This is a genomic window from Sphingomonas sp. TDK1 (genome assembly GCF_001650735.1).
Classification (GTDB): domain Bacteria; phylum Pseudomonadota; class Alphaproteobacteria; order Sphingomonadales; family Sphingomonadaceae; genus Sphingomonas.
Genome location: NZ_LXVY01000048.1, coordinates 91,121 through 116,676, shown reverse-complemented (window position 1 = coordinate 116,676; position 25,556 = coordinate 91,121). Strand labels below are relative to the sequence as shown.

Here is a 25,556-nt window from a genome sequence, read left to right as displayed (position 1 = left end):
AGACGCGGGGGAATGCGCATGCAGACAGCAACGGAGCAACGACGAGCTTTTGCAATTTGGCTGCGGACGGGACGACACGTGCGCCGCGATGAAGGCGACGTCATCGAGGTCAAGTTCAACCCATGGCATGATCCGTCTGATGGTCGTTTCACCTTTGCAGGCACCGGTAGTACCGCGAAGGGAGGGGCGGGCGTCGCCGGGCAGGGGAAGCGGAAGCGTGTTCCGCGGTATGGAGACGATCCGAAGCTCAAGCCCATCGCGTCGCTTGAAGAGGCAGACGCATGGAGGGCCACCGAATTGGCCAAACATCCGGGGGATCCGGACTGGCGAGAAGCGATCGAAACTCGATACCGATACTATCAAAATCATTTCCGTCCCCTTCCTCCTCCACCGTCACCTCCTCCGCCCTCCTTACCTCCTTCGCATAAGGGAGGGAGCTTCGGTGGCGGAGGATCTAGCAGTGGCTGGGAAGGACCGCCGATCGCGAAGGATACGAGCCTAGGAGGTTTAGGCGGAGGTGGAAGCTTCGGCGGTGGAGGAGCTAGCGGGAGTTGGGAGGCGCCCTCTGTCGATAAACGCTCCGCCGATACCCACAGAGATCGCGCCGTCACCGACCTCGGCAACCAATCCGATCAGTCAACGTGGCGGCACGTGTTTCGCAACGGTTATGACTATGAGATCGACGAGCGCGAGCGAACTCGTCGAGTTTCTGGTGTCTTGGTTCTTGCGCCACCGCAGGCTCGATCGAGACGTCTTCAACGCAGTGCCGGTGGTCCCGATCGCCTGCCGAAGGACGATGGCGGGCATTACCTCGCACCGCGCTTCAACGGTCCGAAGGAAGCGTTTAATCACTTCGCTCAGGACGCCAGCGTCAATCGGGGCAGGTATCGGATGATGGAGGACGAGTGGGCGCGGGAGAAGCGGGCCGGACATCAGGTTACGGTGACGATCGTGCCGCATTTTCGCGCAACCTCGCAGCGGCCGAAAACAATCGATGTCATTTTTACGGTCGATGGAGACGTACGCAGCGTGAAGTTGCCCAATGAGCGATGGGGGAGCCATCATGCAAGGTAGGACAACGGAGCAGATTCTGGCGGAGATTGGCCAGATGCTTGCCGCCGATCCTGAGTATCCCGTCGAGAATAGCCTCCTTCAGGCGGAGGTGGACCCTGAGATGATATCGCCCTCGGTGTACAAGGACGCAGGCGACCACATCATGTATCGATCGCCGGACCTCGACCGATGGAGCGACATTCTTCTTGAGCTTTGGTACGCTCAGAGCGGAAAATCGCGTTGGTCGGAGATCGAGTATTTCATTCGGGATGGCAGGTTCGAGGTTGCCTATATCTATCCTGATGATGTTGATCGCAGCGACAGCATGAAGGAGCGGCGTGAACAAGCGCTGCGTCGTTACTATGGTGACAAGCCGGTCCGTTATCCATCCTGGGATGGCGGTGGTTACCCGAAATATGACTTGTGAAAGTCCCGAGGATCCGGGAGGCGCTCGGGCCGGATACATCTTTGCCGATCAGGAGACGGAGCGTCTGCTGGCGCAGATCGGGCAGATGCTGGCGGCGGACCCCCTTTATCCGATTGAAAACAGCCTGCTTCAGGCCGAAGTCGATCCAGGGATGATTTCGCCCTCGATCTACAAGGATGGTGGCGATCACGTCATGTATCGGTGGCCGGATCTGGATCGCTGGAGCGACGTTCTGCTGGAACTTTGGCACGCGCAAGAGGGGCCTGCGCGATGGTCGGAAATCGAATACTTCGTCCGCGACGGGCGGTTCGAGGTTGCCTACGTCTATCCGGATGATCCGGGCCGGAGCGAGGACATGATGGAGCGGCGCGAGCAGGCGCTACGTCGTTATTATGACGACAAGCCGGTACGGTATCCACCTTGGGACGATGATGCGCCGTCCTATACGCTCTGAGCATCCAGAGTTGATGCACGCGCGCCCGGTCCTCCCCTGCAAGGGGAGGTGGCGCGAGGAGCGTGACGGAGGGGTGTCGAGGCTGGTGTGACGGGGCCCTGCCTCGACCGGTGACACCCCTCCGTCAGGCCTCCGGCCTGCCACCTCCCCTTGCAGGGGAGGATCGGCACTCCCAATAGGGATGACGGCGCCTCGCCACTGCGCTACAGCCGCCGCTCCCATTCCCCATTGGATTGCTCAATGACGCTCTATGCTCGTTTCGCCGCGCATCTGAATCTGGCCCTGGATGCGCTCGTCCTCGCCGGCGATCTGCCTGCGGGGCTGGAGCGACGCGCGATCACGGTCGAGCCGCCGCGCGATCCGAGCCATGGCGATCTCGCCACCAATGCCGCGATGGTGCTCGCCAAGCCCGCCGGCACCAATCCGCGCGCGCTCGCGGAAAAGCTGGTCGGCGAGCTGGAGAAGCTGGACGAGGTCGCGGCCGTGTCGGTCGCCGGCCCCGGCTTCATCAACCTGACGCTCCAGGAGGACAGCTGGCGCGGCGAAGTCGCCGCGATCCTGCAGGCCGGCGCCGATTATGGCCGCTCGTCGCTGGGCGCGGGGACGACCGTCAACGTCGAGTACGTCTCGGCCAACCCGACGGGCCCGATGCACATGGGCCATTGCCGCGGCGCGGTGGTGGGCGATGCGCTGGCGAGCCTGCTGGAGTATGTCGGCCACAAGGTCATCCGCGAGTATTATGTCAACGACGCGGGCGGCCAGGTCGACGTGCTCGCGCGCTCGGCGCACCTGCGCTACCGCGAGGCGCTGGGCGAAACGATCGAGATCCCCGAGGGCCTCTATCCGGGCGACTATCTCAAGCCGGTCGGCCAGCAGCTCGCCGCAGATTATGGCGACAAATATGTCGACGCGCCCGAGAGCGAATGGCTGGCGCTGTTCCGCAAGACCGCAGTCGCGGCCATGCTCGTCATGATCAAGGACGATCTGGCGCTGCTCGGCATCCATCACGACCTGTTTTCGTCCGAGGCCGAGCTGCAGGCTGCCGGCAAGCCCGAACAGGCCGAGGCGTGGCTGCGCGAACGCGGGCTCGTCTATGACGGCGTGCTCGAGGCCCCCAAGGGCGAGACGCCCGAAGACTGGGAGCCGGTGGAGCTGCCGCTGTTCCGCTCGACCCAGTTCGGCGACGACCAGGACCGCCCGATCAAGAAGTCGAACGGCCAGTGGACCTATTTCGGTGCCGATCTCGCCTATCACTTCCAGAAGGCGCAGTCGGCCGACCAGCTGATCGACATCTGGGGCGCCGACCATGCCGGCACGGTCAAGCGGATCGTAGCAGCCGTGCAGGCGCTGACCGGCGGCGAAACGCGCTTCGACGTCAAGCTCGTCCAGATGGTCCGCCTGCTGCGCGCCGGCGAGCCGGTGAAGATGTCCAAGCGCGCGGGCAATTTCGTCACGCTGGCGGACGTCGTGCGCGAAGTGGGCAAGGACGTGGTGCGCTTCACCATGCTCACCCGCAAAGCCGATGCCCAGATGGACTTCGACTTCGCCAAGGTGCTGGAGACGTCCAAGGAAAACCCCGTCTTCTACGTGCAATATGCCCATGCGCGCGTGGCATCGGTGCATCGCCGCGCGGCCGAGGCCGGGATCAGCCTGGCCGAGGACGCCGACCTGTCGCTGCTCGACGGCCGCGAGCTGGCCGTGGCCAAGCTCGCCGCGCAGTTCCCGCGCGTCGTGGAAGCGGCGGCGAGCGCGCGCGAGCCGCATCGCATCGCCTTCTACCTCTATGATCTGGCGGCGGAATTCCACGCGCTCTACAATATGGGCAACGACTCTGCCGATCGACGTTTCCTGATGGTCGAACAGCCGGCGCTGACCCGCGCGCGGCTGTTCCTCGGCCGCTCGATCCAGCAGGTCATCCGCAACGGCCTCGCGCTGATGGGCGTGGAGGCGGTCGAGGAGATGTGACGGCGATGCGCGGCCGGTATGACGACAGCGAACGGCTCCCCTGGCTGGAGACGGTGGAGGAGGCCTATGAGGAGCCGCGGCGGGGCCGCGTGTTCGTCACGGTGCTGCTCGCGCTGCTCGTGCTGGGGGCGGCGGGCGGCGTCTATTATTGGCTCAAGCACCGGGCGTCGCGCGACGGCAATGGCGCGTTGATCGCGGCACCGGCCGAACCGTACAAGGTACGGCCGGACCAGCCGGGCGGGATGCGCGTGGACGGGGAGGGCGACATCGTCTTCCGCACCAGCCAGGGCGGGCCGAGCGAGGCCGGCATCAATGTCGGCGCGATCCCCGAGGCGCCGGTGGAGGGTCAGAAGCCACGCCAGACTGCAACCAATGGTCCGAAGGCGAGCAGCAGCGCCACGATCGCGCTGCCCGCGCCCACGCTGATCCGGTCGACGCCCAAGCCGAAGGTCGCAACGGCGAGCGGATCGGGCGAGGGATCGGGTGCGCTGGTACAGCTGGGGGCGTTCCCCAGCGAAGGCGCGGCGAACATTGCCTGGACGCGGATGTCCAAGCGATTTGCATATCTCGCGCCCCTGGGCAAGCTGGTGGTGCCGTTCGCTCTGCCCGAAGGGAAGACCGTGTACCGCCTGCGGGTGAATGCCGGCAGCAATGGCCAGGCGCGTGAGATCTGCGGCAAGCTGAAGGTCGCCGGCGAGAACTGCTTCGTCGCGAGTTGAAGGGGGTTGCGGGGCCAGCCGGATCGGTTAGGCCTGCCCCGCATGAAGCCCGTGATCTTCGGCCTTTCCGGCCTTTCGCTCACCGATGACGAACGCGCCTTTTTCCGCGAGGCGGAACCGCTCGGCTACATCCTGTTCAAGCGCAATTGCGAGAGCCCCGAGCAGATGCGCGCACTGACCGACGATCTCCGCGCGCTGCACGGGCGCGACGACCTGCCGATCACCATCGACCAGGAGGGCGGCCGCGTCGCGCGAATGCAGCCGCCGGTCTGGCCGGCTTTCCCGACCGGGGCGGCGTTCGATACGCTGTACGAACGCGCGCCGATTTCAGCGATCGAGGCGGCGCGGGCCAACGGCCAGGCGCTGGCGCATATTCTGCGCGAGGCCGGTGTGAACGTGAACCTAGCGCCGATGCTTGACGTGGCGGTGGAGGGCGGCACCCCGGCGATCGGCGACCGTGCGTTCGGGCGCGATCCGTTGCGGGTGGCGGCGCTTGGCCGGGCGCTGCTCGATGGACTGCATCGGGGCGGCGTTATCGGCGTAATCAAGCACATGCCAGGGCATGGCCGGGCGATGGTCGACAGCCATCTGGAATTGCCGCGGGTCAAGGCGTCGGCGGCGGAACTGGAGGCGGATTTGCTGCCGTTCCAGCGGCTGGCCTCCGCGCCCATCGGGATGACCGCGCATATCGTGTTCGAGGCCTGGGACACCGAACTGCCGGCAACATTGTCGCCGACGGTGATTCGCGAGGTCATCCGGGGGCGGATCGGCTTCGACGGGCTGTTGTTCACCGACGATATCGACATGAAGGCGCTCTCCGGAACCGCGGGCGAGAAAGCGGAACGGGCACTGGCAGCGGGCTGCGACGTGGTGCTCGATTGCTGGGCACGGATGCCGGAGATGGTGGAGATCGTATCCCGAATCCCGGATGCACCGGCGATGTGCCTCGAGCGGCTCGCGCGGGCGATGGGCTCCGTAGGCGAGGCGGAGGATGTGCCGCTCGCCGAGCTGCTGGCCAAGCGGGATGCGCTGCTGGGGGTGCGCTGACACCACTTAAGCCCCTCCTTGGAGGAGGGGGTGGGGGTGGAGGGATTCCAGAACGCGGGTTGGTTTCTGCGAGACACTGCCCCACCCCAACCCCTCCCCTGAAGGGGAGGGGCTTATTGTTGCCCGGTCCGCTCCCCCCTCCTATGACCACCCGGTGGACGGGGGCGACGACATCCTGAAGATCGAGATCGAGGGCTGGGAAGGGCCACTCGACTTGCTGCTGGCGCTTTCGCGCACGCAGAAGGTGGATCTGCGCCAGATCTCGATCCTCGAACTGGTCGAGCAATATCTCGCCTATGTCCATGCCGCGCGCGAACTGCGGCTGGAGCTGGCGGCAGATTATCTCGTTATGGCGGCGTGGCTGGCCTATCTGAAATCCGCGCTGCTGCTGCCGCGCAACCCCGCCGAGAGTCCCAGCCCGGAGGAGCTGGCGCTGCGCCTGCAGCTGCGCCTTGAGCGCCTGAGCGCGATGCGGGAGGCGGGCGCGCGGCTGGTCGCGCGCGACCGGATGGGGCGCGACGTGTTCCCGCGCGGTGCCCCCGAAGGGCTGCGCCTCCGTCGCCAGGCAAAGTGGGAAGTCGAGATCTACGACCTGATCGCCGCTTATGGCCGGATCAGCGCCCGCGCGCTGCCGGTCATGCATGTCGTCGCCCACCGGGACGTGATGACGCTGGAAGCCGCGCTGGAGCGGCTCTCTACCCAGCTCGACACCCGGATCGACTGGAGCGTGATCGAAAGCTTTCTGCCAGGAGGTGCCAGCGACCTCTATCGGCGCTCGGCGCTGGCCTCGTCCTTCGTCGCGGCCTTGGAACTCGCACGGCAGGGACGGCTGGAGCTTCGCCAGGAGGCGCCCTTCGCGCCGCTTTACCTCAAGGCGATCCCGCAATGATCGATGCGAGGGATCCGGTGCGGGCGGTGGAAGCGGTGCTGTTCGCCTCCGAGGTGCCGCTCGGCGTGGACGAGATCCGCGCCTATGTCGGCGCGAAGGTCGATGTGCGGGCGGCGCTGGCCGCGCTCGGCGACTTCTACGCGGGGCGTGGTATCGAGCTGGTCCGCCGCGGTGATCGCTGGCATTTCCAGACCGCCGCCGACCTTGCGCACCTGCTCCGCCGCGACCGCGAGGACAGCCGCAAGCTCAGCCGTGCCGGCATCGAGACGCTGGCGATCATCGCCTATCACGAACCGGTGACACGCGCCGAGATCGAGGCCATCCGCGGCGTGCAGATTTCGAAGGGTACCATCGATGTGCTGATGGAGGCGGGCTGGATACGTCCCGCAGGTCGGCGCGAAGTGCCGGGACGGCCGCTGATGTATGCGACAACGGCGGGGTTTCTCAGCCATTTCGGGCTGGCCAGCCGCCGCGATCTGCCGGGGATCGAGGACTTGAAGGCGGCGGGCCTGCTCGACCCGGTCGACCTTGCCTTGGAACAGCTAGATGCGGCGGAGGCGGCGGCCGAAAGCGAAACTGTCACGGACGAGGAATAGGCGGATCATCTTCGATTCGGCCGGTGCAACCATCGTACAGGGTTATCAACCGTTGCCGTGGGGGTCCGTGGGCCCTAGATAGGTCACGATATCAAGGAGAATTCTCATGGGTAGCTTCAGCCTGATGCACTGGCTGGTCGTCGGCATCATCGCCATCCTGCTGCTGGGCGGCGGCCGTTTCTCCAACATGATGGGCGACGTTGCCAAGGGCATCAAGAGCTTCAAGAAGGGTATGGCGGAAGACGATACCACGCCGGCGCCGCCGACCCGCATCGAGGGCAAGGCCGCGCCGGAGCCGGGCTATACCCCGGAAGCCGAGCGCGCTCGCGAAGAGCATCGCTGAGCCCCGTCCGGGACGCGCGCTTGGCGGGCGGCCCGGGACTTTGAACGCAGCGCGCCGGTTGGACCGGCGCATGCCGTGCGAGTGGATACGCCGAAAGAATGTTCGATATCGCGCCCAGCGAGTTTCTGCTCGTGGCCATCGTAGCCTTGGTGTTCATCGGCCCGAAAGACTTGCCGCGGGCGATGCATTTCGTCGGCAAATGGGTGGGACGCGCGCGCGGTGTCGCCCGTCAATTTCGCTCCGGCCTCGATTCGATGGTGCGCGAGGCTGAACTCGCCGAACTGGAAAAGCAGTGGGCGGCCGAGAATGAGCGGATCATGCGGCAATATCCGCCGCAGCCGCTCGCTGCGCCCGAGGCGCATGTTGGGCCGGCGGCAATCGAACATGTGCCCCATGATCCTTCTACCCATGACCATGGGCATCCGGAGGGGGATGCGCCGGTAATGACGCCGCAGCCCCATATCCATTCAGATCCGCTGCCGGTGGAAGTTTCGGCGCCCAAGCCAGCCGCCGCGACCGAGGTGAAGCCTGTTCCTCCCGCCAGTGAAGTGCAGCCGTGAGCGAGATCGACGACACCCAGGCCCCATTGCTCGACCATCTGATCGAGCTGCGCCGTCGGCTGATCTGGTCGATCCTGGCGCTTCTCGCAGCGTTCGGCGGGTGCCTCTACTTCGCCCGCGGAATCCTCTCGTTCCTGGTGGCGCCCTTGAAGGCTGCCGGACAGGCGAGGATCATCAACACCGATATTTTCGGCGGCTTCCTCGTCGAAGTGAAGGTCGCATTCTTTGCCGGCCTGATGATCGCATTTCCGATCATCGCGAATCAGCTCTGGCAATTCGTGGCGCCGGGCCTCTATCGCCGTGAGAAGCAGGCGCTTCTGCCCTTCCTCCTCGCGACTCCGGTGCTGTTCATCGCAGGCGCGGCGATGGCCTATTTCGTCGCCATCCCGGTAGCGCTGAAGTTTCTGCTTGGCTTTCAGGGCAATCTGGGCGGCGTGGAGCAGCAGGCGCTGCCCGACGTGAACAGCTATCTGAAGTTCGTCATGCAGTTCATTTTCGGCTTCGGGATCTCGTTCCTGCTGCCGGTGCTCCTGATGCTGCTCGAACATGCCGGTATCGTCACCTTCGAACAGCTGAAGGGCGCGTGGCGCTATGCCATCGTAGCTTCGGTGGCGATCGCGGCAGTGCTCACGCCGCCGGACATCGGATCGCAGCTGCTGTTGGCGGGTCCGCTGGTGGGCCTGTATTTCCTGTCGCTGGTGGCGATCTACTTCACCCGGCGGCGGCGCGAGCGTACGGCGGCCAACGAGGCGGAAGCGGAAACGCAGACCGCCGAATGAGCGAAGCCCCCGCCGCGGGGCCGCGGCGGGGGCTTGCTTCGATATACGGGTAGAGCTTCCATCGCCTCGACCCTGCCGTGCGCGCGGGCGAAGGTTGACGGAAGCGGCGCCGCTTACTTCGACTTTTCAGCGGCGTTCGCGACGGTGTCGCCCGCCGATGCGACGTCCTTGCCGGCGCCTTCGACGGTGTTGCAGGCGGCGATCAGCAGGGTGCCAGCAAGCGCGGCGGCGGTGATGAGTTTACGCATCGAAAATCTCCTTCATTCCCCGTGTGCCGGGACGACGTTTCAATGCTGCGCGCGTGGAAACGTTCCTACGGCAGGCCGCACCAGCCGCGCTCTGGTTCAATATCACGATGTGTGGATGGAAGTAGGCCCGGAAGCGCCACCGGGGGGGGGAGGGTAGACGCTTCCGGGCCCATGTCGTGGATAGCGAGAGCGGGGGGGCAAAAGGTCACTATCCGAACATCAGAACGCGATGCTCGTAGGTCGGTTCCCCGCCATTTCTGATTTTTTAGGGGCGGCCGTTGATCGCGATGGTGGTCTCGTAGGCGCCGACCAGCGGATCGTGATGCAATTGGGTGCGGAGCTGCCGCGCGAGGCCCATCAGTACGCGACCGTAACGCTTTTCGACCAGCGCCTCGAATTCAGGGCTGCTGACCAGCGCCGGCGAAGAGACACGCAAGACTGCGCGCTCGGCGCCTTCCGGGGCCTTGATCGATAGCCGGATCTGCGCCGCCTCGTTGCAGGTAATCGCCAGCTCGACAATCTCGGTGAGCAGGAAGGCGACGGCGATCGCAACGTCCTGGGTAACAAGCAGCGATTCGATTTCGAGCGTGATTCCGATGCCGCGGGCCTGCTCTGGTGCGGTGGCCCGCAGATTGGCCGCCAACTCGCCGATGACCGAGCGCAGCTCCAGGCCGCGATTTTCCTCCATCTCGGCATAATGGTGGCGGTGCACCACGGCGAGCGCGTCGACGCGGCGCTGGATCGAGGCATAGGCGTCCGCCGCCTCGCGGCCCTTGGCGGCGCGCGCGTGGAAGTTGATCAGGCTGGAGATGACCTGAAGGTTGTTCTTCACCCGATGGTGCACTTCGCGGGTGAGGCGGGTCTGCTGGACAAGGCCCTTGGCGAGATCGGCCTCGTGCGCCTGCACGGTGCGGCTGATGTCGCTGAACGTATCGCCCAGTTCGCGGATTTCCTGCGCGGGAATGGGGCCCAGCCGCGCCGTGTCGATCACGTCGCCGGGCTGGTAGTTGGCCACGCTGCTGCGCAGGCTGCGCAGCGGGCGGATCAGCAGGATGTCGACGACCAGCCAACCGATACCGGCAGCGGCGATCCACATAAGCACCAGCAGGACCGTGGCGATCACCAGCGGGGAGGTGATCGGCGCGCCGGGCATGGTCGTTTCGAGCGCGAGATCGTCGACGCCCAGGTTGCTGCGCAGGCTCTTGCCGCGATCGAGGGGACCATTGTCCTTGAGCGCGCGGAGTGTCAGCCGGTCGCCATGGCCAATGAGAGCTGCGCCATATTCGGGCACGAAGCCGCTCGGACGCGCGAGCCCGGCAAGCAGATCGCGCGGATAATAGGCTGTCGCCGAGGCGCCTGCGCCGCCGCTCACTCGAAGGACCAGCCCGCCAGGCACGATCCGGGCGGCGACATCACCGCGCGGCGAATTGATCATGCGCGCCTGGTCGAAGGGGCGGCCGCACAGCGCGCGCCCTTGCCCGTCCTGCACGACGAAGTGCGCTTGGGCCTGGCCCGCATAGGTACCCGCGAGCCGGGTGCAGCTGGGCGCGTCGTCCGGATTGCGTTCAAGCGCCGCAAGCGCTTCGCCAAGCTGGGCGACGTGATTCGCCAGCAGGTTTTCGAGATTGCCGGCGCTCTCCTGCGCGGTGACGCTCAGTCGCTCGCGCGCCTCGTCGTCGGCACTGCGCGTTGTCTGTAACGTGGTAAACAGGGCGATGAGCGCCAACGGCAGCAGCGCACCGACCAGAATCAGGAAAACCTTGGCGCCAGTGGGCAGACGCCCGAGCGCCGCCGAGAGACCCCGGCTGCGGGCCAACGAATCCAAGCCGTTCATGGGCGGATTCGTTTAATCGAGCTTCTTCAGCAGGTCGAGCAGATCATCCGGCACGGATTCGTTCAGCGTTTCGTCATATGCGCGGCGCAATACATCTCCAACGTCGGCATTGGGACGCGGCTTCTTGTCGCCTCCCTGTGCCGGCTGCGGTTGCTTGCCCTGATCATCTTTAGCGGAATGCACCAATTCCCCCCTAAGGGCCCGGAAATGTCCGGACACCCGGACGAATGAACGATGTGACCGGTAACGCGAATAGTGCCAACCACGCCGAGTGCAAGCACCCGGTGCGGCGGCGGCCATTCCCACGGTCTGGTCGATGAAACCAAAGAGCGCCTCGATTGTTCCACTGTCGATGCGAAATCCGGGGAGGGGCTTCTTCGGGTGACGGAATCGATTGAATTCAAGCTCGCCGGGGGCGACAACGGCTCCCGCACTCGATGGAGAAACAACTGCTCATGTCGCTTGGTCAGCAACTCGCGCCGCACCTTCCGCTCCTGCGGCGCTATGCCCGTGCGCTTACCGGCAACCAGGCCGAGGGCGATCGCTATGTCCGCGCCGCCCTGGAGGCGATCGTCGAAGCCCCGGATCAGTTCCCGCGCGACGTTGATGCCCGTCTCGGTCTGTATCGCACTTTTCAGGTCATCTGGCAGTCAAGCCAGTGGGACGACAGCATCGATGCGGTCGAGCAGGGCACCGATGCGGAGGCGATCGCACGCAAGCGGCTGGCGCGACTGACGCCGCTGTCCCGCCAGGCGCTGCTGCTGACGACAGTGGAGGGATTTCCGCCAGAAGACGCGGCCTATTTGATCGGCGAAGAGCCCGCGCGGGTTTCCGAACTGGTCGCCGAGGCGGTGAGCGAAATCGAGCGGCAGACGCGGACGCGCGTGATGATCATCGAGGACGAGCCGCTGATCGCGATGGACCTTGAGCAGATCGTCCGCGATCTGGGCCACGATGTGACCGGCGTTGCCGTCACCCGCGACGAGGCCGTCGCGCTGGCAATGGAAGACCGTCCTGGCCTGGTGCTTGCGGACATCCAGCTCGCGGACGACAGCTCGGGCATCGACGCTGTGAAGGACATCCTCGCCGAGTTTGCTGTGCCGGTGATTTTCATCACTGCCTTCCCGGAGCGTCTGCTAACCGGCGAGCGGCCCGAGCCGACCTTCCTGATCACCAAGCCGTTCCAGCGTGAAACGGTGAAGGCGACGATTAGCCAGGCGCTGTTCTTCGACGAAGCGACCGTGCCTGCCTGAAGGGAAATTGAGGCGGGTTCCACCCGGTACGGACCCTAAACGGTTTTCATGTGTTTAGCATGTATGGCTGAGCAAGATGAACCCGCCTCCATCTCCACGGATCGTGCCCGCGCGGGGACGACCCCGGGAGTGACGCGCTATGTGCTGATCATCGGCACGCTGCTGGTCATAGTGATATTTGCTGTTATCTTGTTGGTTTGACGAGAAATGCTCGGAAGCATGTCGCTTGTAATCGAGCGGTCAGACCCCAGCTTGACAACGAACCGCGACGCCCTGCGCGCTAACGATCGGGATTGCATGACGGACGCTACCCACACGGATCACGACGAACCGGACGCACCTGCGGCCCCGGTGGAACATGTTTCGCTGTCGGACCCCGAGTTCAAGACGCAGCTGGCACAGGTGATTCCGCACCTGCGTGCATTCGGCCGTTCGTTGTCGGGCAGCAGGGATCTCGCTGATGATCTGGTGCAGGAGACGTTGCTGAAGGCATGGGCCGCACGCAAGCGGTTTCAGGCTGGCACCAACATGCGCGCCTGGACCTTCATCATCCTTCGCAACCTCTATCTCAGCCAGATGCGTCGCGCCCGCTTCAAGGGCGAATGGGACGATCTGGTCGCCGATCGCCTGCTTGCGGCACCTGCGAGCCAGGATCGGCACGTCGAGCTGGCTGATATGCAGCGTGCGTTGCTCCATCTTCCGCAGCCGCAGCGCGAAGCGCTCATCCTGGTGGGCGCGGGTGGCTTTGCCTATGAAGAGGCAGCGGAGATCTGCCAGGTCGCCGTCGGCACCATCAAGAGCCGCGTCGCCCGTGGCCGTGTCGCACTCGAAGCGTTGATGTCGGAAGGCCAGCTTCCCTCGCGCCGCTCGACCTCGCTTAACGAAGACGGGCGCACCGCGCTCGACACTATCATGGGCGAAGTCGAGGATCTCAGCCGCGAGCGCTGATCCGGTAGCCCGGAATTGTGGTAAACCGGTAAGGAAGCCTACGGATTTTCATAAGAGCCTCCGCGTGACAATTTGATGTCACACGGAGGCTTTTATGCGACTCGACCGCTTCGATGATCACCAGACCGGGTTCGGCCCTTGCGTTGCGACCATGATCGCGCTGGCGGGACTGGGCGCACTTGTCGGGGGCGTTCTCGCCCGTTTTGCGGAGTTGCTGCGCTAAGGCGTCAAAACAACGCCCAAGTTGCTTGTAGCGACGCAAGGCTCTTGCCACCTGCTGCGGCTTCGCCCATATGCGCCGCGGGAGTCGGGCGGACGGGATCGTCGCCAACCCGGTCAGGTCCGGAAGGAAGCAGCCGTAACGATTTCGTCCCGGGTCGTTCCGGCTCCCACCCATCTCACATCGCTATCCACAGCCGCTCGCGTCTCGCGCTTCGACAAATCGTCTGCGGATGCCTAGATAGGCAGCGATGTCCGATTCCCTGCTTGGCCTCGAAGAACCGCCCCAGCCTGCGAAGGCCGAAGCCTATCGCGTGCTGGCCCGCAAATACCGGCCGCAGACGTTCAGCGCGCTGATCGGGCAGGATGCGATGGTCACCACGCTGGGCAACGCGATCCGCCGCGACCGGCTGGCGCACGCCTTTCTGCTGACCGGCGTGCGCGGCGTGGGCAAGACCTCCACCGCCCGCCTGATCGCCAAGGCGCTCAACTGCATCGGCCCGGACGGGCAGGGCGGCCCGACGATCGACCCGTGCGGCGTCTGCGAACCCTGCCGCGCGATCGCGGAAGGGCGCCATATCGACGTCATCGAGATGGACGCCGCCAGCCACACGGGCGTCGACGACGTGCGCGAGATCATCGAGGCATCGCGCTACGCCGCGGTCTCGGCGCGCTACAAGATCTACATCATCGACGAAGTCCACATGCTGTCGAAGAACGCGTTTAACGCGCTCTTGAAGACGCTGGAGGAGCCGCCCGGACATGTGAAGTTCCTGTTCGCCACCACGGAGGTGAACAAGGTGCCCGTGACGGTGCTGTCGCGCTGTCAGCGCTTCGACCTGCGCCGCATCCCGGCTGAACTGCTCGCCGAGCATTTCGCGAAGGTGTGCGCGGCCGAACAGGTGGAGGCGGAGCCAGAGGCGCTGGCCCTGGTCGCGCGGGCGGCGGAAGGCTCGGCGCGCGACGGGCTGTCGATCCTTGACCAGGCGATCGCGCATGCGGGCCTGGAAGGCGAGGGGGTGAAGGCGGAAGCCGTGCGCCAGATGCTTGGCCTGTCCGATCGCGGCGCCAATCGCGCGCTGTTCGGCACGCTGGTCGAAGGTCAGGCGCAACAGGCGCTCGCGGGGCTGCGGGCGCAATATGATCTCGGCGTAGATCCGCTGGCGGTGCTGCGGGCGCTGCTGGAGACCGTCCACGGCGTGACTCTGGTCAAGTTGGGTACGCATCGGCTATCCGGCCAGTCGACCGAGGAGCGCGAGGCGATGGAGGGCTGGGCGAGCCGGCTGTCCTTCCCGGCGCTCCACCGGCTGTGGCAGCTGCTGCTGCGCGGGCATGACGAAGTCGCCAAGGCGGCGCTGCCGATCGAGGCGACCGAGATGGCGCTGCTGCGGGTGATCCACGCCGCACAGCTCCCCGATCCGGGCGATCTGGCGAGGCAGATCCTGAGCGGCAGCATCGCGGTGCCTTCGGGGGCGCCCGCCGCAGTTGCTGCGGCGCCGACCGCGCCGGCGCCCGCCACCGTGCAGGAAACCGGGCCGGTGCTGCCGACCAACCTCACCGAGCTCGCCGAGCATCTGGAGGAGCATCGCCGGCTCCAGCTCGCGATGTTCGTCCGCGATTACATGCGGCCGGTGCGGTTCGAGGGCAGCGAGATCGATTTCGGGGCGGCGCGTCCGCTGCCGCAGGATTTCGTGCGCGAGCTGGGCGGCGCGCTCAAGGACAGCACCGGTGTGCATTGGAAGATTACCCTCGTCGAGGGCGCCACCGCGATGACGCTGCGCGAGGAACAGGCGGCCAAGGAAGCAGCCGAGCGCGAGGCGGTACTCGCCTCGCCGATCGTCGCGGCTGCGATACAAGCTTTTCCAGATGCCGAGTTGATCGGCTGGACCAAGACCGGGAGTGATGGATGAAGAGTCTCGAAGAAATCATGGCCATGGCGCAGAACGTCCAGGCTGAACTGACCAAGGCGCAGGCCAATCTCGACACGGTCGAGGTCGAGGGCGTTTCCGGCGGCGGGCTGGTCAAGGTGACCGCCAGCGCCAAGGGCCGGATCATCGGCATCGCGATCGACGATTCGCTGGTCAACGTCGCCGAGAAGGCGATGCTCGAGGACCTGCTGGTCGCGGCGTTCAACGATGCGCGGGTCAAGGCCGATGCGGCCTCATCTGAGGCGATGAGCAAGATGACCAGCGGCCTGCCGCTGCCGCCGGGCTTCAAGCTCCCTTTCTGAGACAATAGGTTAGGGAACCAGACGCTCGTCCCCTCGGTTGCTCACGCCAGTGTAACCGAGGAGAGACGATCATGGCGGAACGTATCGTTGAAGACGGCGTGGCGACTGAACGCGCTACCCATACGACGGTGATCGAGCGCCGCAGCGGCGGCGGTGCCGGCATGACGCTGATCGGGCTGGCGGTGCTGATCGCAGTGGTGATCGGCGCCTTCTACCTGTTCAACCAGAATGCCCGCGAGAACCGCAAGACCGATGCGGTGACGAGCGTCGCGAAGGACGTCGGATCGGCGGCGAAGGACGTAGGCGACGCGGCGAAAGACGCTACGAAGTAAGGCCCAGTCGGTCGAACAAGGGCAGGACATGCGTTCGCACGAGCGGCGCGAGGGGCAGTCGCTCTGCCTGACGCATGTCCACCCACCGCGCTTCGGCGATCTCCGCGGCAGGCCGGGGTGTGAACGGACGGGTAATGTGGAACAGCGCCGCAGCGACGGTGTGTCCGGGTTCATTCGCCGCCTCCGCCTCAAATCGCCCGAGCGGCACGGCAGCGACGGGTGGTAGCAGGCCGATCTCTTCTTCAAGTTCGCGGGCCAGCGCGTCGAGGGCCGTCTCCGATTGCTCGATTTTGCCGCCGGGCAGCATGAAGCTGGTCGTTTCAGCTTTTCGGACGAGCAGGATTCTGCCCGCGCCGTTGTCGATAAGCGCGGCTGCTACTTGGATCGCCATCACTTCAGGCAACGATCGAGCCCGTTGCCCGCCACAACATTGATCCGCGCATTGATCTTGTTGCCGTACTTCCGCGTGAACCCGCGGGGGTCGATCGCCGCGCGCTTCTTGGGCAGCGGCAGCACCGCGGCGATCAGCGCGGCCTCGCGGTCCGAGAGGTGCGACGCATCGTGGTGGAAGTAGCGCATCGCCCCGGCGTTGACTCCGTAGGTGCCGATGCCGGTCTCGGCGACGTTGAGGTACACCTCCATGATCCGCCGCTTGCCCCAGATATTCTCGATCAGCACCGTGAAATAGGCTTCCAGGCCCTTTCGGAAATAGCCGCCGCCCTGCCACAGGAATACGTTCTTGGCGGTCTGCTGGCTGATCGTCGAGCCGCCGCGAATCTTGTGATTCCCCTGCGCGTTGCGCTGATAGGCCTTTTCGATCGCCGCGAAGTCGAAGCCGTTGTGCTGGCAGAAGCGCGAATCCTCCGCAGCGATCACCGCACGGGCCATGCTCGGGTCGATCTCACGGAGCGGCATCCAGTCCTTGGTCGCGCCATGCCCGGCAAGCACATCCCCGATCATCGTCCAGGTGATGGGAGGGGGCACGAAGCGGTACACCGTCACCATCAGCAGCGACAGCAGAAGGAAGCCGAGAACGACTTGGACCCCCAGCACGATCAACCGGCGCCACCAAGGCTTGCGCGGCTTGGCGGAGGAGCGGCGGGGGGCGGAGGCGCGGGCGCGATTCTTCGTCACGCGCCCGCCATGCCCCAGCCGGGGCGGTTCCTGCAATCACCCGGCAGGAACCGCGTGCCCGATCAGTGCGCGGCGAGCAGGTGACGATCACCCGCGAGGCGCATCATCGCCTTCTGCAGCTTCTCGAACGCGCGTACCTCGATCTGTCGGACGCGCTCACGCGACACGCCATAGACCTGGCTCAACTCCTCGAGCGTCTTGGGGTCGTCGGTCAGGCGACGCTCGGTGAGGATATGCTTCTCGCGCTCATTCAGGTCTTCCATCGCGGAGACGAGCATGTCGTGGCGAACGTCCGCTTCTTGCGCTTCGGCGACCGATTCGTCCTGAAGCGGGCCTTCATCGGCCAGCCAGTCCTGCCACTGGCTCTCGCCGTCCTCGCGCATCGGCACGTTGAGCGAGGTATCCCCGCCCATCGCCATGCGGCGGTTCATCGAGGTAACCTCTTCCTCCGTCACGCCCAGATCGGTGGCGATCTTGGCGAGATTCTCCGGAGAGAGGTCACCATCCTCGAACGCGTCAAGCTTGGCCTTCATCCGGCGCAGGTTGAAGAACAGCTTCTTCTGCGCGGCGGTGGTGCCCATCTTCACGAGCGACCAGCTGCGCAGGATGAATTCCTGGATCGAGGCGCGGATCCACCACATCGCATAGGTGGCGAGGCGGAAGCCGCGATCGGGCTCGAACTTCTTCACGCCCTGCATCAGGCCGATATTGCCCTCGGAGATCAGCTCCGACACCGGCAGGCCGTAGCCGCGATAGCCCATGGCGATCTTCGCCACGAGGCGAAGGTGCGAGGTGACGAGCTGCGCGGCCGCATCGGTGTCGCCATGTTCCTGGAACCGCTTGGCGAGCATATATTCCTGCTCGGGGCTCAGGATCGGAAATTTCTTGATCTCGGCCAGATAGCGATTGAGGCTCGCCTCGCCGCCGAGCGCGGGGATCGTCGCGGGGACGTTGCTGCCGCTAGCCATGATCGTTTCTCCCTTTCCATCCGGCGCCGGTCCATCGACGGACTCAGGCGCCGCAAACCTCATACGAGAAGCTGGTTGAACAGTTCCTGCATGTCTGCAGGCATTTCGCTATCGAACGCCAAAGCGTTGCTATTGATCGGGTGGATGAACCCGAGACGTGCCGCATGCAAGGCCTGACGCTGGAAGCCCAGACTTGCCAGAAGTCCGCGATGCGTGGAACGCATACTTCCATATAGAGGATCACCCACCAGCGGGTGGCCGATCGACGCCATGTGTACCCGCACCTGATGGGTGCGTCCGGTTTCGAGCCTGCATTCGATCAACGACGCATCGCGAAGCTGGTTCAATCTTGTCCAGTGGGTGATCGCATGCTTGCCATGACCCGGCGCACAGACCGCAATCTTCTTGCGGTTGCTCGGCGACCGGGCGAGCGGTGCGTTGACCGTTCCGGTAGCCGCCAGCACGCGGCCGCTCGCAATCGCCTTGTAGCGCCGGTCGATGCTATGTGCCTTGAACTGCGCAGCCAGGCCGACATGGGCGCGATCCGTCTTGGCCGCGACCATCAGACCCGACGTGTCCTTGTCGATTCGATGGACGATACCTGGCCGCGCGACGCCGCCGATGCCCGAAAGCTGGCCGGCGCAATGGTGAAGGAGCGCGTTGACCAACGTCCCGTCGAGATTGCCGGCTGCCGGGTGGACAACGAGTCCGGCCGGCTTGTCGATCACGATGAGATGCTCATCCTCGAACACCACGGTGAGCGGAATATCCTGTGCTTCGTTATGCGGGGGCGCCGGATCCGGCACGACGACCTGGAAAACCGCACCGCCAACCGCCTTGCGGGCGGGATCCCGGGCAAGGTTGCCATCGGGGCCTTTGACGGCGCCGGAGGAGATCAGCGCCTTCACGCGCTCTCGGGAGAGCGTCGGCAGCGCTTCGGTCAAGGCACGATCGAGCCGCCAGCCATGCGCCTCGTCCGCGATCCGCGCTTCTAAGATGGAAACCCCCTGATTCATGTTTTACCGGAAATGGGCATGGGCGTTACGATTTCAAGATCTATACTGGCCGGTATGAAAAAAGCTTCGGCGGCGGCTGCCCCGCTGGAGGCATGCGGGCTTTTGCTGGGCGCGAGAGGCGTGGTCGAGCAGTTCACGGAGTGTGCAAACGTTTCTGACATGCCGGAGATCCGGTTTGAGATCGATCCGACGGCTCTGTTCGCGGCGCTGCGGGACGAGCGGGCAGGCGGCCCCCTGGTGCTTGGATACTGGCATTCGCACCCGAGCGGCGATGCCACCCCCTCGCGCACGGATGCGGCAATGGCCGCGCCGGACGGCAAATTGTGGGTGATTCTGGGAGGCGACTCCGTAACGTGCTGGCGAACTCACGAAACGGGATTGTGGGATCGGTTCGAGTCCGAAGCCTTGCTGATCGTCTAGCGCGGGTGGATTTGCCTCAGGCGGGTGCGAGAATAGGGTAAGCCTCCAGGGTGTCATTCTTGCCCAGAAGGCTTGCTTGCTCCGCTCGAATGATCCGACCGCATTCCACCAGCTCGGCAAGCTGGGCGGCATAATGATAGCGAATGGACGGAAATCCCTCCGGATGCAGCGCCCGCCGGCTCGGCCCGAGATGTACAAGGAATCGGTTCGCCTCGGCGCGCTTTAGAAGGCGGCGGACATGGGGTTGGGAAACGCCAAAGCGCTCCGCCAGCCAGGCGAGCGGCAAATGTGCGGATTCGATCGGCGTGAACGTCGCGTCGGTGCACGCCAGCGTCAGCGTATGCAGGATGGAGCATCCAGCGAGAGGGTGGAGGAACGATGCACGCAGGTTCGGGAAAGGGTCGACGGTGCGTGCGAGGCTGTAGAGCCGATTAACCTGCGTGCCGAGGAACGCGTGATACACCTGTGGTGCTTCGAGCGCAGTGCGAACCTCTGCGAGCGTGGGGTCCAGCACTTCCGCCGCTGCAAGCGCGGATTGCAGGTGCTGGCGCCAGGACTGCTGGAAGCCGGCCGTGATGCGATACCCATTTCCCTCACCGTGCCGAAGCACGCCGATGTGCAGCATGAAGTCGATAAGGGCTGCGGCGCGATTGGCGGTAAGCAAGCCCGTGGACGCGCAGACTTGGCGGAGCAGCGTCGGCGTGAGGCCGCCGCGCGTATCCAAATAGGCCGCAGACATGGCGGTGATGTAGTGTCCCGCGTCTTTGAACACAGCCGCCAGCGTCCGGTCCGCATCGGAAAGGGCGAGGATATTGGTAGCGAGACGTCTCGCCGCGGCGCCAAAAGCGGGGTGTTCCGCGATCGCAATCCAACTGGGAGGCAGGGCCCCCGGATCCATTGTTGAAGCCTGAAGCACCCGGTCCTCGATCCTGTACGGCCGACGCGCATAGCATGGCAATCACAGCGGGAACAGTTCGCTTCCGAAACGGAATTCGATCTACGCGGCGTCTTGCGCGGCGATCCGGCGCAGCGCCTGCTCGAAGATTTCCGCGGGCTGCCCGCCTGAGATGAGATAGCGTTGGTCGATCACGATGGCCGGAACCGACTGGATGCCGCGCGACTGCCAGGCGGCTTCCTCCGCGCGCACTTCTTCCGCATAGAGGCCGTCGTTGAGCACCTTGGCTGCGTCTGCGACGTTGAGCCCGGCCTGCTCCGCTGCAGCGAGCAACACAGTGCGATCGCCGGGATTCTTGCCATCGCTGAAATAAGCCGTGAACAGCGCCATCTTGAGCGCCCGCTGGTCTCCCACCAGGCCCGCCCAATGCAGCAGCCGATGCGCATCGAATGTGTTGTAGATGCGGCTCTCGTCGCCCATCGCCATGGTAAAACCGAGCGCGGCGGCGCGCTCCCGAATCATCGCGCGCGTTGCGCCTGACTGTTCGGGCGTGGCACCGTATTTGCGGCCGATATGCTCCACGATGTTTTCGCCTTCCGGTGCCATGGCAGGGTTGAGTTCGAATGGATGGAAGCGAATCTCTGCTGTTACGGCGTCGCCCGCGCGGGCCAGGGCTTCTTCCAAGCCTTTCAGTCCGATGACACACCAGGGGCAGACAATGTCGGACACGAAATCAATCGTCAGCGGACGCGGCATCGGGAACTCCTTGCAGGCGGGGCTGGTCGCTAGCGCAGCCCGAAGCATCTGAAAAGTCGCGACGCGTCCTGCGTGTCCGGAACGTTCCGGCCTGCCCTGTCGTTGACCGGACCAACTTTCAGGGAGTGACGCAATGCTTTGGACACTGGTCGTAATTCTGGTCATCCTGTGGCTGCTGGGCTTTTCGTTCCACATCGCCGGCGGGATCATCCACATTCTGCTCGTGATCGCGCTGGTGATCGGTCTGATCCAGCTTTTCACTGGCCGCAGAGTTTGAATCGGGCGTCCGGCGGGTCTGAATGAGGCCCGTCGGACGCTGCCATGACGCGAGCGCGGCGATGTTGTCGTGCAGGGATGAGACATTATCTCGCGAAGTTTTCTGCCCCTCCAGCAAACGCAGCTATTTGGCGCCGTCTGTTACGGGCGCCGCCCCCGCCGCCGGAACATCCGGCCCGAGCTTTGGCGCTTGCGGGGATGCTGTTACGATGCTTGCAGCTTTGTGTCCGCTGCGCCAAAGGGGATCCACAGCTGGAGCCGAACATCTTGAATATCAGCCCTACCGAATTCGCGAGTCTTCTATGTTCGCGCCTGTGCCATGATTTGCTGAGCCCCGTCGGCGCGCTCAACAATGGCCTGGAACTGCTTGCCGACGAACATGATCCTGAAATGCGCGCGCGTTGCCTGGAACTGCTTGCGGAAAGCGCGCGGGCCAGCGCCAACAAGCTCAAGTTCTTCCGCTTGGCATTCGGGGCCGCTGGTGGGTTCGGCGAGACGGTGGATACGCGTGAGGCCCAGGCTGCGCTGGAAGGGCTTTTCGGTGATAACCATCGAGTCAAGATCGGCTGGATGGTGGAGGAGCCGGTGATGGCCAAGCAGGCTATCAAGGTGTTGCTCAACCTGGCGCTGATCGGCGGGGATGCGCTGATCCGCGGCGGACAGCTGGATATCGGCGCGGAAACCACGGACGGGACGATCGAAATCGTCATCCGCGCCGACGGTCCGCGCATCGTGCTCGACCCCGAGCTGCGCGGCGCGCTGGCCGGCGGCCGCGAGGAAGTGCCGATCACCCCGCGCGCGGCGGCGGCGTTCCTCGCCCACGAACTGGTCGTCCAGCATGGCGGCCAGCTGCAGGTGAGCCCGCCGGAATCCGAAGTACTGCTGTTCGGGGCATCCTTCCCGGTCGGCTGAGCGGCCGACACGCTCCATAACCGGGTATTAACCCTCGGTCGCCATGGTGGTCGCTGGAAATTTCCACCGGGGCCCCATGGACGACCTGCTGCAGGACTTCATCGCCGAGACGCGCGAAACGCTCGAGGCGCTTTCTGGCGAGATCGTCGCCTGGGAGTCGCAGCCCGACGACCGGGCGCGGCTCGACGCCATTTTCCGTTTCGTGCACACCGTGAAGGGAAGCTGCGGCTTTCTCGACCTGCCGCGCCTGGAGCGGCTGGCCCACGCCGCCGAGGACGTGCTGGCGCAAGTGCGCGACGGGGCGCGGGTGCCGGATCGGGCGCTGGTCAACGCAGTGCTGGCGATCGTCGACCGGATCGGCGAGATCGTCGAGGCGATCGACGCCGGCGCGGCGCTGGACGACAGCGGCGAGGAACTGCTGATCGCGGCGCTGGCCGAAGGCTCCGAAGAGATCGTGCTGCCGAGCCCGGTGGCGCAGCGCGCTCCCTCGCGCAGCGTTCGGCTGGGCGTCGAGCTGCTCGATCGCATGATGAGCGGCATGTCCGAGATGGTGCTGGCGCGCAACGAGCTCGCCCGCCGGCTGCGGATGGGCGAACTCGACCCTTCCATCGAGGCGGCACTGGAGCGGCTGTCGCTCACCGTCGGCGAGATGCGCGACACCGTCACCCGTACCCGCATGCAAAAGATCGACGCGCTCTTCTCCCCGTTGCCGCGGATGGTGCGCGATACCGCGGCGGGGCTGGGCAAGTCGGTTGCGCTCCAGGTCGACGGATCCGATGTCGAGCTCGATCGCGAGATGATCGAGGTGATGCGCGATCCGCTGGTGCACATCATCCGCAACGCGATCGACCATGGCATCGAGACCCCCGCGGAGCGCCGCGCAGCGGGCAAGCGCGACGTGGGCCGGCTGTGCGTTTCGGCGCGGCAATCGGGCAACCAGATCATCATCGACATCGCCGATGACGGGCGGGGCGTGAACGTCGACCGTCTGATCCAGAAGCTCGCGGTGATCGGCGTGCGCTCCGAACGCGAACTGCGCGCGCTGCCCGAGGCGGCCAAGCTGGAGCTGATGTTCCACCCCGGCCTGTCCAGCAAGGACGTGGTTTCCGAGATCAGCGGCCGCGGCGTCGGCATGGATGTGGTGAAGGCCAGCATCGACCAGATCGGCGGTCGGGTGGAACTGGACAATGCGCCCGGCAAGGGTCTGCGGATCGCCATCCATGTGCCGCTGACGCTTTCGATCATCTCCGCGATCATCGTCGGGACGGGCCGGCAGCGCTTCGCAATTCCGCGCCAGTCGATCGAGGAGATCGTGAGCGTGCGGGGCGAAGCGATCCGCATCGACACGCTGGGCGGCACCCCGATCGCCACCGTGCGCGAGCGCCGGATGCCGCTGCTGGATATGGGCAAGCTGCTCGACCTCCGTCCGGATCGGGCGATGGATGCCCCGCCGATGCTGGTCATCGTGGGGGCGGGGGCGGGCAGCTATGCCCTCGCCGTCGATACCGTGCTCGACAATGAGGAACTGGTGATCAAGCCGGCTTCCCCGGCGGTGATGGCGACGGGCATCTATGCCGGCCAGACGCTGCCCGATTCCGGGCTGCCGATGCTGCTGCTCGACTGTGCCGGGATGGCGCGGGTGGGCGGGCTCGATTTCAGCCGCGATCTGAACGCAGCGTTTGGCGGCGATGGCGAGGACGAGGCCGCGCCGGGCCTGCCCGCGCTGCTGTTCGACGATCTGGACGGTGTCCGTCGCGCGGTACCGCTGGCGGCGGTGGACCGGGTCGAGAAGGTCGCCGCAGCCCAGGTCCAGCTTGCGGCCGGAAGTCACCGGCTGGCGATCGACGGCCGCATCGTGCCCCTCGCGATGCAGGGATCGCTGGATGGTCGCGAGCGCCTGAGCGTGCTGCGGCTGAAGGACGAGGACGCCGAGGTCGCCTATGCCATCGACGAGGCAATCGAGATCGTGACCTTGCCGGCCCACATCGCACCGGCCCGCTCCCCTGGGCCGGCCGCGGGCGTGGCGCTGCTCGACGGCGCGCAGATCGAGGTCCTCGACGTGCTCTGGGTGTTCGATATGCATGTCGATCGCATCGCCGCTGCCGATGCGCCGCTGTGCCTGCTGGCAGGCGATCGCGACGGCTGGCTGGCGACGTTCGTGCGGCCGCTGCTGGAAACGGCCGGCTATCGCGTATCTGCGAGCCTTTCCCCCGGCGAGGTTCCTGCGGTGGTCCTTGCCGCCGATGCGGCCGAGCCGCCGACACCCTCGGCGCCGGTGGTCCGCCTGCGCCGCAAGCGCCAGGCCGAGCCGGGCGACGACAGCGTATATCGCTATGACCGGGCAGGGTTGCTGTTCGCACTCGAGGCGCGCGTCGGTGCGCGAGGATCCCGCTGATGGCACAGCAGCTCTATCTGATCGCCGAAGTGGCGGGGCGGACGGTCGCGATCGATTCCGACCAGGTCGAATCGGTGGTCGACATCGGCGAAGTGACCGCGGTACCGCGTGCCGCCAAGGCGGTTCGCGGTCTGGCGGCCCTGCGCAGCCGGGTGGTGACCGTCGTCGATACCGAGGCTGCCCTGGGACTGGAAGGGTGCACGCTCGCACGGCGGGCGGTCATCACGCAGATCGACGGGCATCATTATGCGATGCTGGTCGACACGCTGGATGACGTGGCGCCTTTCGAACTGCGGCCGCTCGCCAGCGGCATCGCGCTGGAAGGAAACTGGCGCAACGCCGCGCGCGGCCTGGTGGAGCGCGACGGCGAGCCGATCCTGGTCGTCGATCTCGCGGCGTTGGTGCCGGCATCGGCACTGCTTTCATGAACAGCAATTAACGCGAAGCTTACACCTTGCAGGTAAAGTGGAAATTCAAAGACACCTGCCAGGGGAACAGGGACCCATGAAGACGTGCCTCGTCGTGGACGATTCGAAAGTGATCCGGAAAGTCGCCCGGCACATCCTCGAAACCCTCGACTTCGAAGTTCGGGAGGCCAGTGATGGCCGCGAGGCGCTGGATGCGTGCCTGGCGACGCCGCCCGACGTTGTGCTGCTCGACTGGAACATGCCGGTAATGAGCGGAATGGACTTCCTGCGCGCACTGAAGAATTCGGGTCTGGAGCAGCGTCCCAAGGTGGTGTTCTGCACCACCGAGAACGGCATGGCCTATATCCGCGCCGCCATCGAGGCGGGTGCCGACGAATATGTGATGAAGCCGTTTGATCGCGAGACGCTGGAAAGCAAGTTGCAGATCGTCGGCGTCGCCTGACCCTATCCCGCCGGAGCG

32 protein-coding genes and 1 other RNA gene are annotated in these 25,556 nt (G+C 65.2%); 24 read left to right on the top strand and 9 right to left on the bottom strand.

Annotated features, from left to right (window positions below; translation table 11 throughout):
- Positions 1–12: 12 nt before the first annotated feature.
- From A7X12_RS26665 to tatC, 11 genes are all read left to right on the top strand, one after another.
- Positions 13–1,074, top strand: a complete 1,062-nt coding sequence (locus tag A7X12_RS26665; RefSeq protein ID WP_332308579.1) for a DNA/RNA non-specific endonuclease — start codon at positions 13–15, stop codon at positions 1,072–1,074.
- Positions 1,064–1,480, top strand: a complete 417-nt coding sequence (locus A7X12_RS23535; protein ID WP_064314111.1) for a hypothetical protein — start codon at positions 1,064–1,066, stop codon at positions 1,478–1,480. The genes A7X12_RS26665 and A7X12_RS23535 overlap by 11 nt, the downstream gene beginning before the upstream one ends.
- Positions 1,449–1,934, top strand: coding sequence for a hypothetical protein (locus A7X12_RS23530; RefSeq protein WP_232318665.1), 486 nt, complete (start codon positions 1,449–1,451; stop codon positions 1,932–1,934). The genes A7X12_RS23535 and A7X12_RS23530 overlap by 32 nt, the downstream gene beginning before the upstream one ends.
- A 240-nt stretch (positions 1,935–2,174) precedes the next feature.
- The gene (argS, locus tag A7X12_RS23525; protein WP_064313865.1) at positions 2,175–3,899 is read left to right on the top strand and encodes an arginine--tRNA ligase; all 1,725 of its coding nucleotides are present in this window, start codon (positions 2,175–2,177) and stop codon (positions 3,897–3,899) included.
- Positions 3,900–3,904: 5 nt separating this feature from the next.
- Positions 3,905–4,618, top strand: a complete 714-nt coding sequence (locus tag A7X12_RS23520; protein ID WP_064313864.1) for an SPOR domain-containing protein — start codon at positions 3,905–3,907, stop codon at positions 4,616–4,618.
- Between the two features lie 42 nt (positions 4,619–4,660).
- The gene (gene nagZ, locus A7X12_RS23515; RefSeq protein ID WP_064313863.1) at positions 4,661–5,665 is read left to right on the top strand and encodes a beta-N-acetylhexosaminidase; all 1,005 of its coding nucleotides are present in this window, start codon (positions 4,661–4,663) and stop codon (positions 5,663–5,665) included.
- Positions 5,666–5,819: 154 nt separating this feature from the next.
- Positions 5,820–6,554, top strand: coding sequence for a segregation and condensation protein A (locus A7X12_RS23510; RefSeq protein WP_064313862.1), 735 nt, complete (start codon positions 5,820–5,822; stop codon positions 6,552–6,554).
- Complete coding sequence (gene scpB / locus A7X12_RS23505) at positions 6,551–7,150, top strand: SMC-Scp complex subunit ScpB (RefSeq protein WP_157105707.1); 600 nt, start codon at positions 6,551–6,553, stop codon at positions 7,148–7,150. The genes A7X12_RS23510 and scpB overlap by 4 nt, the downstream gene beginning before the upstream one ends.
- Positions 7,151–7,256: 106 nt before the next feature.
- Positions 7,257–7,493: a twin-arginine translocase TatA/TatE family subunit gene (locus A7X12_RS23500; protein WP_064313861.1), complete on the top strand. Its 237-nt coding sequence runs from the start codon at positions 7,257–7,259 to the stop codon at positions 7,491–7,493.
- A 98-nt stretch (positions 7,494–7,591) separates the two neighbouring features.
- Positions 7,592–8,053 (top strand): Sec-independent protein translocase protein TatB, encoded by a 462-nt coding sequence (tatB, locus tag A7X12_RS23495; protein ID WP_064313860.1) that lies wholly within the window; start codon positions 7,592–7,594, stop codon positions 8,051–8,053.
- Complete coding sequence (gene tatC / locus A7X12_RS23490; RefSeq protein ID WP_064313859.1) at positions 8,050–8,832, top strand: twin-arginine translocase subunit TatC; 783 nt, start codon at positions 8,050–8,052, stop codon at positions 8,830–8,832. The genes tatB and tatC overlap by 4 nt, the downstream gene beginning before the upstream one ends.
- Before the next feature lie 113 nt (positions 8,833–8,945).
- Here the strand turns inward: tatC and A7X12_RS23485 are convergent, their stop codons facing one another.
- The 3 genes from A7X12_RS23485 to A7X12_RS26530 all read right to left on the bottom strand — a co-directional run bounded on the left by A7X12_RS23485 (position 8,946) and on the right by A7X12_RS26530 (position 11,097).
- The gene (locus tag A7X12_RS23485; protein WP_064313858.1) at positions 8,946–9,080 is read right to left on the bottom strand and encodes an entericidin A/B family lipoprotein; all 135 of its coding nucleotides are present in this window, start codon (positions 9,078–9,080) and stop codon (positions 8,946–8,948) included.
- 265 nt (positions 9,081–9,345) lie between these two features.
- A complete protein-coding gene (locus tag A7X12_RS23480) occupies positions 9,346–10,914 on the bottom strand; it encodes a sensor histidine kinase (protein ID WP_064313857.1) in 1,569 nt (522 codons plus the stop codon).
- 12 nt (positions 10,915–10,926) lie between these two features.
- Positions 10,927–11,097 (bottom strand): NepR family anti-sigma factor, encoded by a 171-nt coding sequence (locus A7X12_RS26530; protein ID WP_232318687.1) that lies wholly within the window; start codon positions 11,095–11,097, stop codon positions 10,927–10,929.
- A gap of 272 nt (positions 11,098–11,369) precedes the next feature.
- On the opposite strand from A7X12_RS26530, the gene A7X12_RS23475 reads away from it, so the two are divergent.
- From A7X12_RS23475 to A7X12_RS23450, 7 genes are all read left to right on the top strand, one after another.
- Positions 11,370–12,167 carry a response regulator gene (locus A7X12_RS23475; RefSeq protein ID WP_064313856.1) on the top strand — a complete coding sequence of 266 codons (798 nt, stop codon included), beginning with the start codon at positions 11,370–11,372 and terminating at the stop codon, positions 12,165–12,167.
- Positions 12,168–12,464: 297 nt separating this feature from the next.
- Entirely contained in the window at positions 12,465–13,115 is a 651-nt protein-coding gene (locus A7X12_RS23470) for a sigma-70 family RNA polymerase sigma factor (protein ID WP_064313855.1), read from the top strand.
- Positions 13,116–13,209: 94 nt separating this feature from the next.
- Complete coding sequence (locus tag A7X12_RS26660; RefSeq protein ID WP_269747843.1) at positions 13,210–13,338, top strand: hypothetical protein; 129 nt, start codon at positions 13,210–13,212, stop codon at positions 13,336–13,338.
- A gap of 76 nt (positions 13,339–13,414) precedes the next feature.
- Positions 13,415–13,512: signal recognition particle sRNA small type (ffs, locus tag A7X12_RS23465), an RNA gene on the top strand.
- Positions 13,513–13,585: 73 nt separating this feature from the next.
- Positions 13,586–15,244: a DNA polymerase III subunit gamma/tau gene (locus A7X12_RS23460; protein ID WP_064313854.1), complete on the top strand. Its 1,659-nt coding sequence runs from the start codon at positions 13,586–13,588 to the stop codon at positions 15,242–15,244.
- Positions 15,241–15,564: a YbaB/EbfC family nucleoid-associated protein gene (locus tag A7X12_RS23455; protein ID WP_064313853.1), complete on the top strand. Its 324-nt coding sequence runs from the start codon at positions 15,241–15,243 to the stop codon at positions 15,562–15,564. The genes A7X12_RS23460 and A7X12_RS23455 overlap by 4 nt, the downstream gene beginning before the upstream one ends.
- A 71-nt stretch (positions 15,565–15,635) precedes the next feature.
- Complete coding sequence (locus A7X12_RS23450; protein ID WP_064313852.1) at positions 15,636–15,896, top strand: hypothetical protein; 261 nt, start codon at positions 15,636–15,638, stop codon at positions 15,894–15,896.
- Here the strand turns inward: A7X12_RS23450 and A7X12_RS23445 are convergent.
- The 4 genes from A7X12_RS23445 to A7X12_RS23430 all read right to left on the bottom strand — a co-directional run bounded on the left by A7X12_RS23445 (position 15,886) and on the right by A7X12_RS23430 (position 19,014).
- Entirely contained in the window at positions 15,886–16,290 is a 405-nt protein-coding gene (locus tag A7X12_RS23445) for an NUDIX hydrolase (protein ID WP_198162170.1), read from the bottom strand. The genes A7X12_RS23450 and A7X12_RS23445 overlap by 11 nt on opposite strands.
- Positions 16,287–17,030: a monofunctional biosynthetic peptidoglycan transglycosylase gene (gene mtgA / locus A7X12_RS23440; protein ID WP_084446019.1), complete on the bottom strand. Its 744-nt coding sequence runs from the start codon at positions 17,028–17,030 to the stop codon at positions 16,287–16,289. Before mtgA ends, A7X12_RS23445 begins: the two co-directional genes overlap by 4 nt.
- Positions 17,031–17,092: 62 nt before the next feature.
- Positions 17,093–17,998: an RNA polymerase sigma factor RpoH gene (rpoH, locus tag A7X12_RS23435; protein WP_064313850.1), complete on the bottom strand. Its 906-nt coding sequence runs from the start codon at positions 17,996–17,998 to the stop codon at positions 17,093–17,095.
- A 59-nt stretch (positions 17,999–18,057) separates the two neighbouring features.
- Positions 18,058–19,014 (bottom strand): RluA family pseudouridine synthase, encoded by a 957-nt coding sequence (locus A7X12_RS23430; RefSeq protein ID WP_064313849.1) that lies wholly within the window; start codon positions 19,012–19,014, stop codon positions 18,058–18,060.
- Positions 19,015–19,032: 18 nt separating this feature from the next.
- Between A7X12_RS23430 and A7X12_RS23425 the strand changes: the two genes are divergently transcribed.
- Complete coding sequence (locus tag A7X12_RS23425) at positions 19,033–19,434, top strand: Mov34/MPN/PAD-1 family protein (RefSeq protein WP_064314107.1); 402 nt, start codon at positions 19,033–19,035, stop codon at positions 19,432–19,434.
- 16 nt (positions 19,435–19,450) lie between these two features.
- Here A7X12_RS23425 and A7X12_RS23420 read toward each other — a convergent pair whose 3' ends face one another.
- Together A7X12_RS23420 and A7X12_RS23415 are read right to left on the bottom strand one after the other, a co-directional pair.
- Positions 19,451–20,332, bottom strand: coding sequence for a hypothetical protein (locus tag A7X12_RS23420; protein WP_064313848.1), 882 nt, complete (start codon positions 20,330–20,332; stop codon positions 19,451–19,453).
- Positions 20,333–20,431: 99 nt separating this feature from the next.
- Complete coding sequence (locus A7X12_RS23415; protein WP_064314106.1) at positions 20,432–21,085, bottom strand: DsbA family oxidoreductase; 654 nt, start codon at positions 21,083–21,085, stop codon at positions 20,432–20,434.
- 133 nt (positions 21,086–21,218) lie between these two features.
- Here A7X12_RS23415 and A7X12_RS25775 point away from each other — a divergent pair, with 133 nt between their 5' ends.
- The 5 genes from A7X12_RS25775 to A7X12_RS23395 all read left to right on the top strand — a co-directional run bounded on the left by A7X12_RS25775 (position 21,219) and on the right by A7X12_RS23395 (position 25,538).
- Positions 21,219–21,362: a lmo0937 family membrane protein gene (locus tag A7X12_RS25775; protein WP_121078233.1), complete on the top strand. Its 144-nt coding sequence runs from the start codon at positions 21,219–21,221 to the stop codon at positions 21,360–21,362.
- A gap of 266 nt (positions 21,363–21,628) precedes the next feature.
- Positions 21,629–22,273 (top strand): histidine phosphotransferase family protein, encoded by a 645-nt coding sequence (locus tag A7X12_RS23410; RefSeq protein WP_064313847.1) that lies wholly within the window; start codon positions 21,629–21,631, stop codon positions 22,271–22,273.
- A 76-nt stretch (positions 22,274–22,349) separates the two neighbouring features.
- Positions 22,350–24,668 (top strand): chemotaxis protein CheA, encoded by a 2,319-nt coding sequence (locus A7X12_RS23405; RefSeq protein WP_064313846.1) that lies wholly within the window; start codon positions 22,350–22,352, stop codon positions 24,666–24,668.
- On the top strand, positions 24,668–25,096 hold the full coding sequence (locus A7X12_RS23400) for a chemotaxis protein CheW (RefSeq protein ID WP_064313845.1): 429 nt from the start codon (positions 24,668–24,670) through the stop codon (positions 25,094–25,096). Before A7X12_RS23405 ends, A7X12_RS23400 begins: the two co-directional genes overlap by 1 nt.
- 76 nt (positions 25,097–25,172) lie before the next feature.
- Positions 25,173–25,538, top strand: coding sequence for a response regulator (locus tag A7X12_RS23395; RefSeq protein ID WP_064313844.1), 366 nt, complete (start codon positions 25,173–25,175; stop codon positions 25,536–25,538).
- The last annotated feature ends 18 nt before the right edge of the window (positions 25,539–25,556 follow it).

Coding starts and splice junctions, on each gene's coding strand:
- A7X12_RS26665 (WP_332308579.1), top strand. CDS start 13: ATGCGCATGCAGACAGCAACGGAGCAACGACGAGCTTTTGCAATTTGG.
- A7X12_RS23535 (WP_064314111.1), top strand. CDS start 1,064: ATGCAAGGTAGGACAACGGAGCAGATTCTGGCGGAGATTGGCCAGATG.
- A7X12_RS23530 (WP_232318665.1), top strand. CDS start 1,449: ATGGCGGTGGTTACCCGAAATATGACTTGTGAAAGTCCCGAGGATCCG.
- argS (WP_064313865.1), top strand. CDS start 2,175: ATGACGCTCTATGCTCGTTTCGCCGCGCATCTGAATCTGGCCCTGGAT.
- A7X12_RS23520 (WP_064313864.1), top strand. CDS start 3,905: ATGCGCGGCCGGTATGACGACAGCGAACGGCTCCCCTGGCTGGAGACG.
- nagZ (WP_064313863.1), top strand. CDS start 4,661: ATGAAGCCCGTGATCTTCGGCCTTTCCGGCCTTTCGCTCACCGATGAC.
- scpB (WP_157105707.1), top strand. CDS start 6,551: ATGATCGATGCGAGGGATCCGGTGCGGGCGGTGGAAGCGGTGCTGTTC.
- A7X12_RS23500 (WP_064313861.1), top strand. CDS start 7,257: ATGGGTAGCTTCAGCCTGATGCACTGGCTGGTCGTCGGCATCATCGCC.
- tatB (WP_064313860.1), top strand. CDS start 7,592: ATGTTCGATATCGCGCCCAGCGAGTTTCTGCTCGTGGCCATCGTAGCC.
- A7X12_RS23485 (WP_064313858.1), bottom strand. CDS start 9,080: ATGCGTAAACTCATCACCGCCGCCGCGCTTGCTGGCACCCTGCTGATC.
- A7X12_RS23480 (WP_064313857.1), bottom strand. CDS start 10,914: ATGAACGGCTTGGATTCGTTGGCCCGCAGCCGGGGTCTCTCGGCGGCG.
- A7X12_RS23475 (WP_064313856.1), top strand. CDS start 11,370: ATGTCGCTTGGTCAGCAACTCGCGCCGCACCTTCCGCTCCTGCGGCGC.
- A7X12_RS23470 (WP_064313855.1), top strand. CDS start 12,465: ATGACGGACGCTACCCACACGGATCACGACGAACCGGACGCACCTGCG.
- A7X12_RS26660 (WP_269747843.1), top strand. CDS start 13,210: ATGCGACTCGACCGCTTCGATGATCACCAGACCGGGTTCGGCCCTTGC.
- A7X12_RS23460 (WP_064313854.1), top strand. CDS start 13,586: ATGTCCGATTCCCTGCTTGGCCTCGAAGAACCGCCCCAGCCTGCGAAG.
- A7X12_RS23455 (WP_064313853.1), top strand. CDS start 15,241: ATGAAGAGTCTCGAAGAAATCATGGCCATGGCGCAGAACGTCCAGGCT.
- A7X12_RS23450 (WP_064313852.1), top strand. CDS start 15,636: ATGGCGGAACGTATCGTTGAAGACGGCGTGGCGACTGAACGCGCTACC.
- rpoH (WP_064313850.1), bottom strand. CDS start 17,998: ATGGCTAGCGGCAGCAACGTCCCCGCGACGATCCCCGCGCTCGGCGGC.
- A7X12_RS23430 (WP_064313849.1), bottom strand. CDS start 19,014: ATGAATCAGGGGGTTTCCATCTTAGAAGCGCGGATCGCGGACGAGGCG.
- A7X12_RS23425 (WP_064314107.1), top strand. CDS start 19,033: ATGGGCGTTACGATTTCAAGATCTATACTGGCCGGTATGAAAAAAGCT.
- A7X12_RS23420 (WP_064313848.1), bottom strand. CDS start 20,332: ATGGATCCGGGGGCCCTGCCTCCCAGTTGGATTGCGATCGCGGAACAC.
- A7X12_RS23415 (WP_064314106.1), bottom strand. CDS start 21,085: ATGCCGCGTCCGCTGACGATTGATTTCGTGTCCGACATTGTCTGCCCC.
- A7X12_RS25775 (WP_121078233.1), top strand. CDS start 21,219: ATGCTTTGGACACTGGTCGTAATTCTGGTCATCCTGTGGCTGCTGGGC.
- A7X12_RS23405 (WP_064313846.1), top strand. CDS start 22,350: ATGGACGACCTGCTGCAGGACTTCATCGCCGAGACGCGCGAAACGCTC.
- A7X12_RS23400 (WP_064313845.1), top strand. CDS start 24,668: ATGGCACAGCAGCTCTATCTGATCGCCGAAGTGGCGGGGCGGACGGTC.
- A7X12_RS23395 (WP_064313844.1), top strand. CDS start 25,173: ATGAAGACGTGCCTCGTCGTGGACGATTCGAAAGTGATCCGGAAAGTC.